The organism is Chryseobacterium vrystaatense (genome assembly GCF_000737765.1).
In the GTDB taxonomy this organism is placed as follows: Bacteria; Bacteroidota; Bacteroidia; order Flavobacteriales; family Weeksellaceae; genus Chryseobacterium; species Chryseobacterium vrystaatense.
Genome location: NZ_JPRI01000007.1, coordinates 91233 through 105170, shown reverse-complemented (window position 1 = coordinate 105170; position 13938 = coordinate 91233). Strand labels below are relative to the sequence as shown.

Sequence of the window (13938 nt, the reverse complement as noted above, 5' to 3'; positions counted from 1 at the left end):
TGATCAAAAACATTGTAGTTATTGGAGCAGGAACTATGGGAAACGGTATTGCGCATACTTTTGCACAAAGCGGATTCAAAGTAAATCTGGTAGATGTATCTCAGGATGCACTGGACAGAGGCCTGAAAACAATTACAACTAACCTTGACAGAATAATTGCAAAGGGAAACCTTACTGAAGAGCAAAAAGCTGAGACATTAGGAAACATCAGCACTTTTACTGAACTTAAAGATGCTGCAGGATCTGCAGACCTTATTGTAGAAGCAGCTACTGAAAACCAGGATCTGAAGCTGAAAATCTTCGGACAAATGGATGAATTGGCGCCTGCGAACTGTATTCTGGCAACCAATACTTCTTCTATCTCTATCACAAAGATTGCAGCAGCTACCAAAAGAGCTGATAAAGTGATCGGAATGCATTTTATGAATCCGGTTCCCATTATGAAACTGGTAGAGATTATCAAAGGATATTCTACTTCTAAAGAGACTTTCGATGTGATCTATGACATGAGTAAGACTTTAGGTAAAGTTCCGGTGGAAGTGAATGACTATCCTGGTTTTGTAGCCAACAGAATTCTAATGCCAATGATCAACGAATCTATTGAAACTCTTTATAACGGAGTGGCTGGCGTAGAAGAAATCGATACGGTCATGAAACTTGGTATGGCGCATCCAATGGGTCCTCTTCAGCTGGCTGATTTTATCGGTCTTGATATCTGTCTTGCGATTCTGAATGTAATGTATGACGGTTTCAAAAATCCGAAATATGCTCCTAACCCACTTCTTGTAAACATGGTGATGGCTGGGAAACTGGGCGTAAAGTCAGGGGAAGGTTTCTATGATTATTCAGAAAGTAAAAAAGCTGAAAAAGTTTCAAAAATGTTTTTGAAATAATTTTAAGTCAATAATTTTATTTATCTTTGATTAAAGTTAAAATATTTAAAAAATGAAATTACCAAAGTTTTTATTAGCAGACAATTCGGAATTTCCTGAAGATTTATTCGTAGTTCACACAGAATATCCAAGATTCATCTTAAACGTTGAAGAAGAAGAAGTTGAGTGGTTGGATGATTTAGAAGGTGACGATGAAGAAACTATGGCAGACGAAGCTACAAAAGTGGTAGAGGCTGCGTTTAAATGGTGTGATGAAGAGTTGGCTAAGTACGACGAAGAAGAGGAAGAATAATAACTACCTAAGCATAAAAAAAGGAACTCAAATTGAGTTCCTTTTTTATTTTATTCCGATTTGTTGAATTTCAACAGCAGAAGATTGTCTTTGTAAAGTTCTAAGGTTGTTCCGGAAACCACATATTTATTGGCTTTCCCTACCATATCCATGAAGTTTTGTTCAACGCTCATATTGTTGCACATCATTTTGGTAGATCCCATCTGTCCTGCAGAAAAATCCCCTGTAGAAGGGTCTATCTTAGCAGTTCCGAAATAGTTGTTGCATCCTCCGTTTCCATTGATCTTTTCACCTTCAATATTCAGGGTTGGAACCTTACCTTTTACGTTTTCAGCCAACGTCCATTTTGTATTAGCCAATGCAGGCTGTGCCTTTCCCACTTTAGATGCAGAAGCACTAGACATTGTACCGCACGATGCCAAAACGGCAGCCGCACCTATACTTAAAAAAAGATTTTTCATTTTTTTCTTTTTGAATTACTCAAATTTAAGGAAATTATATTATTTAAACGGGACGGGAAGGATTTTATTATTTTTAAGGGTTCTATTTCGGATTAATTTTAAACATCAATGTCGCTATTGTTTTTCATATTAATTTAGATTATATTTTTATTTTTTGGCTAAATCCAATTGATCAGGGTCATTATTTTGAAAATGGGTTAAAGCCCGTTCCTATTGAATAACTATCGGGCTTTAGAGATGGTATTCTTTTTCTCATGCGGATCTTGCTGGTTGAATGCAAGAACCTATTAATGTGGAGGGTTACAAAATAAAAAAACGGGCTAAAGCCCGTTTTAATAATATATTTTTATCTTCATTAAGATCTTAACTCTGCGTTGTATTCTTTTTGGAATGATTTGATCAGAGAATCCATTACTTCAGAGATTTCTTTCTCTTCCAATGTTTTTTCTTCATTCAGAAGCTCAAAACTCATCGCGTAAGACTTTTTGCCTTCCGGAAGATTTTTTCCTTCATATACATCGAATAAATTGATATTTTTAATGAAAGGAGATTTGTTCTTTTTTGCTGTCTGATACAGATCCTGATAGTTGATATTTTTATCAATCAACATAGCAAGGTCTCTTCTGATCTTGTTGAACTTAGGAATATCCTTAAATTTAAGTTCATTTTTAGAACGCAATTCCTGTGCTAATTCAAGTTCGATTTCTGCATAGAAACATTCCTGATCAATATCGAAATCTTTCAATAATACCGGAGATACTTTACCGATTCTAACTAACGTTTTTCCGTCTGCTTCGTAAGCTAATGAATCGGAGAATCTTTCGTCTGTTAGTGCGACTTCCTTATAATCAACAGCAAGTCTTTCTAGTAAGACCTTTACATATGCTTTAAGGTTATAGAAGCTTACAGCTGATTTAGGCTGCAGCCAGTTTTCAGCAACATCTCTTCCTGTCACCAGGATCGCTAATTGTTTTCTTTCTTCGTATTTATCTTTTTTGTGGTAGATCTTTCCAAATTCGAAAAACTTGATATCCTGATTCTTTCTGTTGATATTGTATACTGCATTTTGCAAAAGACCTTCCAATAAAGATTTTCTCATGAATGCAAGATCTCCGCTTAACGGATTCAGTAATTTCACTGCATTGGTTTCATCTTTTACAGAAGTCAGTGAATTGTTCATCACTTCATTAAACCCAATGCTCTGCAGCGTTCTTGCCCAGTTATTTTCCAGCTCATCCTGATCGTTAGCGCTCAGTTTAACTGGTGTAAATGAAATTTTTTGAGGAGCATCGATTTTGTTGTATCCATAAATTCTTAAGATTTCTTCAATAACATCAATTTCTCTTGTTACATCAGCTCTGTAAGCGGGTACTGAAATTTCAAGTCCGTTCTGGATTTCGTTTAAAACCTGTATTTCAAGAGCTTTTAAGATCTCTTTTACTTTTTCTCTGTGGATTTTTGTCCCCAGGATCTGTTCGATCTTTGAGAACCTGATGATCACATAGTTATCCTCGATTTTCTTTGGATACTCTTCTAACAGGTCTCCCACCAATTTTCCGCCAGCAATCTCCTGAATCATTTTAATCGCATGAGTGATGGCTGTTCTGGTGATATTAGGATCTACTCCTCTTTCGAATCTGAAAGAAGCATCAGTATTTAAATTGTGGGCTTTAGCTCCTTTTCTTACGGCTACCGGATTGAAATAAGCACTTTCCAGGAAAATAGTTTTCGTTTCATCAGAAACTCCTGACTGAGCACCACCGAAAACTCCGGCAATACATAGCGGATTATCCTTTCCATCTTTGATCATAACCTCAGAACCGTTTAAAGTTCTTTCCACTCCATCCAAAGTAGTGAATTTTGTTCCTTTCTTTACGGTTCCTACCTTCACCTTGCTGTCAGCGATCTTATCAGCATCAAATGCATGAAGAGGCTGTCCGTACCCGTGAAGAATATAATTGGTAATATCTACAATATTGTTGATAGGGCTTAAACCTATCGCTTTCAGTCTGTCTTTTAACCAAGATGGAGATTCTGCTACTTTCACTTCTTCAATGACAGCGCCGATGTATCTTGGACACAACTCAGCATCTTCAACTTCCAGGGTAAAATTGTGTGAGCCCTCATTATTTAAGGCTTCAGAAGACACTTTTTCAAATGTTGACTTCTGCTGGTTGGTAGAAAGGAATGCATGAAGATCTCTGGCAACCCCATAATGAGACATCGCGTCTGTTCTGTTTGGTGTTAAACCAATTTCCAGCACTTCATCATTGGCCAGTTCAAAATAATCCGCAAAGTTTTTTCCTACTTCATATTTGGTTTCATCTAAAACCATGATTCCTCCGTGGTCTTCGCTTAGGCCAAGTTCATCTTCTGCACAGATCATCCCCTGAGAAACCTCACTTCTGATTTTAGCTTCTTTGATTTCAAAAAAGTTTCCGGTTTTGTCATAGATTTTTGTTCCGACCACTGCTACAGGAACGGTTTGTCCTGCTTCTACATTCGGAGCTCCACAAACGATATTCAATATCTTTCCGTTTCCTACGTCAACGGTTGTTTTCTTTAATTTGTCTGCATTCGGATGTTTTTCGCAGGTCAATACTTTCCCTACAACAATTCCTTCAAGACTCCCTCTTACACTTTCAAATTTTTCTATCCCCTCTACTTCAAGCCCTATATCTGTAAGGAATTCTCCGATTCTTTCAGTTTTCAGTTCCGTTTTGATAAAGTCTTTCAGCCAGTTGTTTGATATTTTCATTTGCTCAATCTATTTTTATTGGTCAGACATCGGTTTAACCCGTCATCTGATCATTTTTATTTTTTTCAAGGTCGGAAACCTTTCTTTATTTCGAAAATTTACTTGAATTTTCCAGGGTACAAATGTCGTGTTTTTTTAAGAAACAGCGAAATTTAGAGATCACTTTAAGAGAATAAGTTTTATTTTTTTTGCTGTAAATCCCGCAGATTAAAAAACTTTTTTATCACAGAAAGTATGTACATTCTTACGGCCTGTTGATTATTCACAACAAAAGCATCCAACTATTGTTTATCTGTTAATATTCTTTTGAATACGTTTTTTTCTCAACCAGGTATTCGGTTTTACTTCCATCTCCAGTTCTGAAAAGAGTTTTTATCGGTTTTCTAAATTTCTGACCTTCCAATCTGGGAAGATAGCATATAAAATGAAGATGCGGTCCTTTGCTCCAACCCGTATTTCCGCTTACTCCAATAATATCACCCTTATTTACCTGATCTCCGATATTCACTTTAACTCCATTTTGTTTTAAATGATAATATTGGGCAAAACTTCCGTCTGAGTGCATAATTGTAATATAATTAGCCTGATCGGCACAGCTTTTTGTGGCGCAGCCTGTATTATAATGCTTTACGACGTCCGTGACCAATCCTTCCCTTGCAGCAACAATTTCAGTTCCCTCAGGCATTGTAAAGTCCAGAGAGTTTTCGTTCTGATGAGAAAACAGCCCATTATATCCCTGATTAATCGTAAAAGATTTTCCTTTTGTAAATGGAAGAACATATTGATAATCCGAGTCATATTTTTCCAAAGTAACATCTCCTACATACATCTCATAGCCGGGCATCTTTTTCACTGCCCACTTTTTTGTTTTATCACTGATCACAAAATAAGTTACTTTATTTTTCACTGATTTAGCAGGAATGACCTGTATCTTTTTAAATGCTTCAGGGGCTTTCATATTTTCTAATTCCGGCACACCGGAAAACACAAAAGACATTGGGTAAATCTCCCGGTTATCCGCATAAAGCATTAAAGTATCCCCTTTTTTTTCATGGTACACTTTGATATTTTTTTGAGAAAATACATTGATGAATGGTAACAGTAAGGTGAATATAAGTATTCTTTTCATAAAATTGAGAGCCATTAAAAAAGAGACTGGATTACCCAGTCTCTTTTAGTTGTATGTATCATATTATTACAATCCGATTACCGGCATTGATAACATCAGGATATTTTCGCTTTCTTCAAGACCGTCAAGAGGTTCAATGATCCCCGGTCTGTTCGGCTGTGACATTTTCATTGTGATATCGTCAGAACCTAAAATGGTAAGCATTTCGGTTAAAAATTTAGAACTGAAACCAATGTTGATGTCTTCTCCGTTATAATCACAAGGAATCTGCATATCTGCTTTGTTTGCGTATTCCGTATCTTCTGCATGAAGGTGAAGAATATTGGCAGACAGTTTAAATCTTACCTGATTGGTAGATTTATTAGACATGATCGATGCTCTTTTGATGGCTCCTAAAAGAAGGTTTCTGTTGATCGTCAATACATTTGGATTTTCTTTTGGAATAACCGCTGTATAGTTGGGATACTTCCCGTCAATCAGTCTACAGATCCATATATGTTTTCCAAAAGTAAATTTGGCCATATTCTCGTTGAAGTCGATCTTAACGTCTTCATTGGAACTTGCCAGAATATTCTTGAAAATGTTCAAAGGTTTTTTAGGCATGATGAACTCCATTGGCTCGGCATTCATCAGGTCTGTTCTTTTATATACCACCAGTCTGTGAGAGTCTGTAGAAACAAAATTGGTTTCATTTTCTCCAAACTGGAAAAGTACGCCTGTCATTACAGGACGAAGAGAGTCATTACTGGTTGCAAAAAGGGTATTGGTAAGTGCTTCGGATAAAACACCCGCCGGCATTGCTACGCTTTGAGACGCATCAAATTCCGGAAGTTCAGGATAGTCATCAGCATTATCAAGTGCTACCGCGAAATTATCTTTTTCATCTAAAATCTCTAACTGGCTTCCAGTTCCTTCTGCATTATCTTTCACAACAAAAGTCAGAGGCTGTTCACCATAAGTCTTGATAAAATCTTGAAAAATTTTAGCAGGAACGGCAAATTTACCCGAATCATCAGACTTTACCTCTAAAGAAGTAACAAGAGTAGTCTCGCCATCAGAAGCTGTAATGGTAACGTTATTTCCGTCTAGTTCAAAAAGATAGTTTTCTAAAATCGGTCTCGATTGAGAGCTTGATATTACGCCACTTACAGTTTGCAATGCTTTCTGCAGTTCACCACTTGAAATAATAAATTTCATAGATTTAAAAATAAGTTTCTACAAATATAATAAATAGAAACTATAATGAAAAAAATAATCTTAAGGAGTTTTAAACAAATATCATTAACCTGTTTTAAGACTTGCTCTTATGTTCTGATTTCAGTCCTGATTAATTTTCATACTAAAGATCTGGAATCCTATCACCTTCAAAATACAAATCCTATATTTGCGAAAAACAATCATGAAAAAGCCACCTATCCATAAAAGTTTCCTCCATGCTTTCCGGGGTATTTTCCTGATGGTAAGAAAGGAAAGAAATTTTCAGATTGAACTTGCCGCTTTTTTCCTTAATCTTTTCCTTATTTTCTATTTTAAACTTTCAGCAGTAGATGCGGCACTCGTTTTTATCGCTTCTGTAGCTGTTTTAAGTGCTGAAATTTTCAACACAGCCATAGAAAGGATATGTGACATCATTCAACCTGATTTTGACCAAAGAATAGGCTTTATCAAAGATGCTTCTGCCGGAGGCGTTCTCCTGATGGCAGCTGGCGCTGTTGTAGTGGGAGTGATTGTATACTGGAAATATATTTTTATTTAAATTTCAACAGAAAACATCACCGCTTTCTGTTAATACAAAATTCATTGTAAAATGCATCTTTTCCCAAATACAGTGGTATCCGTAACTGTTCTACTACATCCATCAGCTTTTTCTATTAAGCTTTACAAGGCTTAATTTCCTTTCCATGCCTTTCTTATATTTTCCTTTAAAAAGAAAACCACACATAAATCGTTATGAATAAAATTTAACAGTATTTATTTAATTAAAAACAACATATTGACATAAATATTACTTTATAAATAAAAATATCAAATAAATTATACTTTTCACCGTTACATGATATAGATTAAAACAATACTTTTGTAAAAACCAATACTAATTTATACATATGAAAAGCAAACTATTCTATGCGATCATGATGGCAGCATTTATATCGTGCAGTACGGAATCGACTGCAGTTGTAAATCCAGTTGATGCCAAAAAGAGCGGTGAGATTATCAATTTTGAAAAATCAATCAAAAGCCTTACACTTCCTGAAAACCTTCCTACTGAGGAAGAAAAAAGAAATCAGAAATCAATAGAACTGAGTGACCGTCGTAAAGACATTCTGATTCCATCCGCTTTAGAGTTGATAAAATCTACAGGTGCCTCTGATCAGGAGATTACAAACAATACGCAGGGTGACCGTGATAAAATCCTTACATGGGCTGTAAAAATTTATAATGAAAAACTGAACAAAACTCCTCAAAAAACTCTAAACGATTAATTATGAAAAAGATATTCACCATTCTTCTCGGTTTAAGTATCGGATCTGCTGCTTTTGCACAAGACGGTGCAGGAAGTTTACATGTTTTTAATGATGATTCTTATCACAGCTTAAATTTACATTATACTCTATTTACCATAAATCCCTTCATATGCGGTGATGGTTACCAGGCATTAGGTCCTAATATCCCATTACCTCCCGGCGTTAAGACTACCTATGTAACCTTTTTAAAATCATCGTCTTTTGCCTCTACACCACATCCTTACCCTATCGACAATTATTGGTACAACAGTACGGTCGTTCCCGCCACATCAATCAGTGATGCGGTAGCCAGTAAGCAACGATGGGCATATATGAAGTTTGAGCTAAGGGATCCTAATAATCCCGGGCTGATGAATCCTACCCTGGGAGGATCTGTAGGTTTTTATCAAAACTGTATGAGTAGTATCCCTAATTATATAACAGGAACAAGTACATTGAATGGTGTAAACTATGCATTTAAGGCAGAAGCAGTCACATTCGGAGGAGACTTGTGGATCAATGTCTGGTAAATCCAGTATTACGATATATTAAGAAAACGGGTTTTAGCCCGTTTTTTTTATGATATAAAGTCGTTTTTATCTGTCTATCAGTTCAGTCTGTTTTTAAAATCATTTTCCCACATAAATAAATCCTGTCTTTCCAGACTTGAAAACAGTTTCGATTCTTTTATAATCATCCACTTCGTATTCATCTGCCTGTGCAATTTCATCTTCCGTCACTTCGAAAAGCATTCCATCCACTTCATCTTCGCTGTTTCCTGAAAACGCTAATATCGGATGATACTTCTGACCGCTTTTGCGTAAAACTTCAGGATCTGTAATTTCAACCTTACTTAGTGTATAACCCGTAAGAATATCTTTTTCTCCTTCCAAAATTCTTCCGAATGTTTCTATTTGTACCTGCTCCGTTTGCAGGGTCCCGTATGAAAATAAATGCGTCATTATAAATATTTTTCTATGATTGGGATTGCTGTTTCAGCCATTATTCCGTAGCCTTTTTCATTCGGATGAACTCCATCTGAGGAAAGCAGTATTTCTTTATCTTCAACCAATGCAGCGTAAAAATCGATGTAGTGTAAAGTATTTTCAATGGCTGTATCTCTAAGGATTTGGTTGTATATCAAAACCTCTCCGTTTGTTCTTAACTTTCCTGTTTGAGATTCTACTCCATCAACCTTCTGAGAAAACGGGAGAATGCTTACAAGGTAAATATCATCAGAATATTGCTTTGCAAGCTGTACAGCCGATTTAATATTGTTTCTAAACTGATCAGGAGCTACCAATTGTTGTCCATCTTTTATAGCCAGATCGTTGGCTCCGTAGCCGATAAAGATCATATTTCCTTCTGCGGAATTCCGGGCTGCCAATTCAACAGGCATCCTTTTCAGCAAACCTTCTGTGGTTTCTCCCCCTATTCCAAGGTTGAAAAGGATCACTTCATTACTTCCTTCATGAAACTGCTGCAGGGCATATCTTTTGAGAATGTCTACCCATCCTCCGAAGACACCGTCATATTCTACATACGTAATACTGTCTCCAAAGAACAGTCCGTAAATCATTTTTTTCATTTTCTAATAAAAGCTTAGATAATAGATGTTAGAAATTAGTGCTTCCAGGGGGATGCAAGTAATTATGATCCCTGGCTACTCCTCTACTATCACTTCAAAATTAGTGTAATATTTTTGTGTGATTCTATAATTTCAATTAAAATTTCAAAAAGCGTCTGACCTTTTCCGGAAACTAATTGATCCAGTTTCTGTTGAATCAATTCTACGTTAAAAGGTTTTCCCTGTTTAATTTTCTTTTCATAAAAATCCTTGGTCGCAGAGATACCTAAATCATCTTTTGACTTCTCTGATTCTTTCCAGATCAACTCAATTTTTTCATTGTTTTCGAAAACTCCAAAGCCACCATAAAGAATATCATCAAAACCGTCCAGTGTTCCCACTTCCCAGTCAACATCTTTCATCAAGACCCCGGAAACTTCCTCATAGAATCCTGTAAGGTCTGAAAAATGACTGCCATTGATGCAGATTGTTTTATTTTTATCTGAATTCAAAATTATTTCTTTTATACATTTAATCCCTGTAAATATAAAAAAAATGACCGCCATTGAATGGCGGTCATTTCTATTTTTACTTGAAGTATTCTACTCCGTTTTTGAATATATTGTGGTAATTCGCGGTTGGTATGTTCTTCATGAGGCCTTCTGCAAAACGTTCAGGATGTCCCATTCTACCGTAAATCTTTCCGCATGGGCTGGTTACCCCTTCAATTCCGAATAATGAGCTATTAGGATTGAACGGCATGCCGTGGGCGATGTTACCGTCAAGATCAATATACTGGGTTGCGATCTGTCCGTTTTCGTAAAGTTTTTTGATTTCTTCTTCAGAAGCCATAAAACGGCCTTCTCCGTGAGAGATCGGAATGGTGAACACCTGATCTTTCATTCCTTTTAACCAAGGACTTTCGTCGTTGACCACCTTCACATTGACCATTTGAGAGATATGTCTTCTGATTGCATTGTGAGCCAATGTCGGAGAGTTTTCATCAAGATCTTTGATTCTTCCGTAAGGTAACAGACCTGATTTAACCAAAGCCTGGAAACCGTTACAGATTCCGATGATCATTCCATCTCTGTCCAGTAATTCGTGAACTGCATTTCTCATCTTTTCGTTTTTCAGAACGTTTACGATGAATTTTGCAGAACCATCAGGCTCATCACCTGCTGAGAAACCTCCTGAGAACGCAAGGATCTGAGATGTTCTGATTTCTTCTACCCATGCATCAATGCTTTCATCCAGCAATTGGTGGCTGATGTTTTTCAACGGAAGACTGCTGATCACAGCACCTTCTTTCTGGAATGCATTTAAGGTATCATATTCGCAGTTTGTTCCGGGAAATACAGGAGCAAAAACTTTTGGCTTAGCAAGCCCGTGATTTTTAATGATGATATTTCTTGGGTTGACCGAATTTGATTTCTCATCGATTTCAACCGTCAGTTTTTCTTTTTCTGTCGTTGGGAAAAGGTTTTCAAAGGTACCTGTATATGCTGCTACAAGATCTGATAGATTAGATTCAAGACCATTGATTGCCAAAATTCCAGAATCTTTTACTTCGCCAATCTGCTGAAGAGAAGTATTGCTTAATTCTTCTTTTGATTCGATGATTAAGCTACCTATATTTTTAGCTAATAAAGCCTTGTCGTCAATCCTTATTTCTGCTCCCAATCTGTTTCCGAAGCTCATTTTCGCTAATGCTACTGCTGCACCACCTTCTTTCACCGTTTTCACGGAGACAATTTTTCCGGCTTTGATATTTTCAAAAATAAATTCGAAAATTCCTTTTAAGCTTTCGTAGTCCGGAAGTCCGCTTTCCTGAGGGACATGATTAAAGAAGTAGATCTTATTTCCTGCCTGTTTAAATTCCGGGGAGATAACGTTTTTCTTTTCACCATTCGCACACGCAAATGAAATCAATGTCGGTGGAACATTCAGATCCTGGTAAGTACCGCTCATGGAGTCTTTTCCTCCGATTGCCGCAAGACCAAGGTTGATTTGTGCATCATAAGCACCTAAAAGAGAAGCCAAAGGTTTACCCCATTTTTCCGGATTCTGTCCCAGTTTTTCGAAATATTCCTGGAAGGTTAATCTGATATTTTTGTAATCACCACCCATAGCAGCGATCTTGGCTACACTTTCTACCACTGCGTAAGAAGCTCCCAACAGTGAATTTTGTTTTGAAATTCCAGTATCGAATCCCCAGCTTGCAAAAGAAACGGTTTCAATATCTTTTGCTCCTAAGATTGGAAGCGTCTGAACACTTCCTTCCATCAATGTCTGCTGGTATTTTCCTCCAAGCGGCATCGCAACCGTGGTTGCACCTACAGAAGAGTCGAACATTTCCAACAGTCCTTTTTGGGAAGCTACATTTTTGTCGCTCAATATTTTGACGAAGTTCTCTTTTGTAAAAGCAGGTGTTTCTTCTTTTACTTCTTCAAGATGGGTAATTTTTACCTCCTGAGTTTTGGAACATCCGTTGGTGTCTAAAAATTCTCTTGAAAGGTCAACGATTTTATCACCTTTCCAGAACATCTGCATTCTTCCTGAGTCTGTAACTTTTGCTACTTCTACAGCAACAATGTTTTCATCTTCACAGAATTTGATGAATTTTTCTCTATCCTGTGGATCAACAACAACTGCCATTCTTTCCTGAGATTCAGAAATAGCCAGTTCGGTTCCGTTCAATCCTTCATATTTTAAAGGTAAAACATCAAGATTCACTTCTAAAGAATCTGCAATCTCACCGATGGCTACAGAAACACCTCCTGCTCCGAAGTCGTTTGATTTCTTGATCAGTTTCGTTACTTCAGGATTTCTGAACAGTCTCTGGATTTTACGTTCTTCAACGGCATTTCCTTTCTGAACTTCAGTAGACATCGTGTGAATACTGTTTTCATCCTGTACTTTGGAGCTTCCACTCGCTCCACCAACACCGTCACGACCCGTTGCACCTCCCAAAATAATGATAGAATCACCGTTTTCAGGCTTATCACGTCTTACCCAATCTACAGGAACGGCTCCGGTAACGAATCCTACTTCCATTCTTTTGGCTTTATAGCCTTCGTCGTAGATTTCAGAAACCATGGTAGTGGCTAAACCGATCTGGTTTCCGTATGATGAATATCCGTTGGCAGCCTGTTTTGTGATGGTTTTCTGAGGAAGTTTCCCCGGTAACGTTTGATCAACCGGTTCCAAAACATCAGCAGCACCCGTTAATCTCATCGCCTGGAATACAAATGATCTTCCTGACAAAGGATCTCTGATCGCTCCTCCCAAACATGTTGAAGCTCCTCCGAAAGGTTCAATTTCAGTGGGGTGATTGTGGGTTTCATTTTTAAATAATAAATACCACGGTTCTTTCTTGCCGTCGTATTCAGCTTCGATCTGGATCGTACATGCATTAATCTCATCTGAGATGACCAGGTTATCCAGATTCCCTGTTTTATGGAAATATTTACCGCATACTGTTGCCAGATCCATTAAAGAGATTGGCTTCAGCTCACGGCCTAAGAATTTTCTTTTTTCGATATAGTCATTGAAAATAGTTTCCAATGTGTGTTTGAATGCTCCTTCAAACTGGATATCTGACAATTCTGTTTCAAAAGTGGTATGACGGCAGTGGTCACTCCAATAGGTGTCTAAAACTTTCAGTTCGGTTTCGGTAGGATTTCTTTTTTCTGTCTTAAAGTATTCCTGGATGAATTTAAGATCATCCAATCCTAATGCAAAACCGTGATTATTATAAAAATTTTCAAGCTCGGCATCATCGAAACTAATGAAATTTTCGTGGATTAGAACTTTTGACGGTACTTCATCTGCAGGAATGTTTAGGATAGAAAGATCTTTTTCCTGAGATTCCACTTTGTTGATGAGAAGGTCTTTGATTTTTGCAAGGTCTGCTTCAGAAACGCCTTCAAACTGGATCAGTTTTCCGCTTCTTACTTTAGATTTCTCATTCCCGGTCAGTAGAGCGATGCACTGCTGGGCAGAATCTGCACGCTGATCGTATTGTCCGGGAAGAAATTCCATGGCAAACGTGATCTCCGCTGCGGGTTTTTCTGTATGTAAAATATCGGTCACCGGATCTACAAAAGTGCTGTTTACCACTTTTTCGAATTCTCCGTCATTCAGTCCGAAAATATCATACACATTATACACTTTCACATTTTTGACCGCCAGAACGACTGCTTTTACTTCATCAAAAATTTTTGGACTTTCAACATCGAAAATTCCTCTTTTTTCTACGAAAATTCTTTTGTTATTAGACATTAGATGTCAGATTTTAAATATTAGATTTATTACTTTCTTTTTACTTTTTC

General features: G+C 37.2%; 13 protein-coding genes. 5 read left to right on the top strand and 8 right to left on the bottom strand.

Annotated elements, in window-relative coordinates:
• The first annotated feature begins 2 nt into the window (after positions 1-2).
• Both IW16_RS17365 and IW16_RS17360 read left to right on the top strand, forming a co-directional pair.
• Positions 3-893: a 3-hydroxybutyryl-CoA dehydrogenase gene (locus IW16_RS17365; protein WP_175550410.1), complete on the top strand. Its 891-nt coding sequence runs from the start codon at positions 3-5 to the stop codon at positions 891-893.
• A 52-nt stretch (positions 894-945) separates the two neighbouring features.
• Positions 946-1185 carry a hypothetical protein gene (locus tag IW16_RS17360; protein ID WP_007845674.1) on the top strand — a complete coding sequence of 80 codons (240 nt, stop codon included), beginning with the start codon at positions 946-948 and terminating at the stop codon, positions 1183-1185.
• Positions 1186-1235: 50 nt separating this feature from the next.
• Here the strand turns inward: IW16_RS17360 and IW16_RS17355 are convergent, their stop codons facing one another.
• From IW16_RS17355 to dnaN, 4 genes are all read right to left on the bottom strand, one after another.
• Positions 1236-1646 (bottom strand): META domain-containing protein, encoded by a 411-nt coding sequence (locus tag IW16_RS17355; protein ID WP_034747212.1) that lies wholly within the window; start codon positions 1644-1646, stop codon positions 1236-1238.
• Between the two features lie 355 nt (positions 1647-2001).
• A complete protein-coding gene (gene pheT, locus IW16_RS17350) occupies positions 2002-4404 on the bottom strand; it encodes a phenylalanine--tRNA ligase subunit beta (protein WP_034747209.1) in 2403 nt (800 codons plus the stop codon).
• Positions 4405-4699: 295 nt separating this feature from the next.
• Entirely contained in the window at positions 4700-5533 is an 834-nt protein-coding gene (locus tag IW16_RS17345) for a M23 family metallopeptidase (RefSeq protein ID WP_034747206.1), read from the bottom strand.
• A gap of 66 nt (positions 5534-5599) precedes the next feature.
• Positions 5600-6730, bottom strand: a complete 1131-nt coding sequence (gene dnaN / locus IW16_RS17340; protein WP_034725003.1) for a DNA polymerase III subunit beta — start codon at positions 6728-6730, stop codon at positions 5600-5602.
• Positions 6731-6932: 202 nt separating this feature from the next.
• On the opposite strand from dnaN, the gene IW16_RS17335 reads away from it, so the two are divergent.
• The 3 genes from IW16_RS17335 (at position 6933) to IW16_RS17325 (ending at position 8567) form a co-directional block, all read left to right on the top strand.
• Complete coding sequence (locus tag IW16_RS17335) at positions 6933-7289, top strand: diacylglycerol kinase family protein (protein ID WP_034747203.1); 357 nt, start codon at positions 6933-6935, stop codon at positions 7287-7289.
• A 349-nt stretch (positions 7290-7638) separates the two neighbouring features.
• Positions 7639-8016: a hypothetical protein gene (locus tag IW16_RS17330; protein WP_034747200.1), complete on the top strand. Its 378-nt coding sequence runs from the start codon at positions 7639-7641 to the stop codon at positions 8014-8016.
• A 2-nt stretch (positions 8017-8018) separates the two neighbouring features.
• Positions 8019-8567: a hypothetical protein gene (locus IW16_RS17325; protein WP_034747196.1), complete on the top strand. Its 549-nt coding sequence runs from the start codon at positions 8019-8021 to the stop codon at positions 8565-8567.
• Between the two features lie 99 nt (positions 8568-8666).
• Here IW16_RS17325 and IW16_RS17320 read toward each other — a convergent pair whose 3' ends face one another.
• From IW16_RS17320 to IW16_RS17305, 4 genes are all read right to left on the bottom strand, one after another.
• Positions 8667-8999: a gamma-glutamylcyclotransferase family protein gene (locus IW16_RS17320; RefSeq protein ID WP_034747193.1), complete on the bottom strand. Its 333-nt coding sequence runs from the start codon at positions 8997-8999 to the stop codon at positions 8667-8669.
• Entirely contained in the window at positions 8999-9625 is a 627-nt protein-coding gene (locus IW16_RS17315) for an SGNH/GDSL hydrolase family protein (protein ID WP_051890394.1), read from the bottom strand. Before IW16_RS17315 ends, IW16_RS17320 begins: the two co-directional genes overlap by 1 nt.
• An 89-nt stretch (positions 9626-9714) precedes the next feature.
• Positions 9715-10116: a ribonuclease inhibitor gene (locus tag IW16_RS17310; RefSeq protein ID WP_228376955.1), complete on the bottom strand. Its 402-nt coding sequence runs from the start codon at positions 10114-10116 to the stop codon at positions 9715-9717.
• Between the two features lie 76 nt (positions 10117-10192).
• A complete protein-coding gene (locus tag IW16_RS17305) occupies positions 10193-13888 on the bottom strand; it encodes a phosphoribosylformylglycinamidine synthase (RefSeq protein ID WP_034747190.1) in 3696 nt (1231 codons plus the stop codon).
• Positions 13889-13938 lie beyond the last annotated feature (50 nt).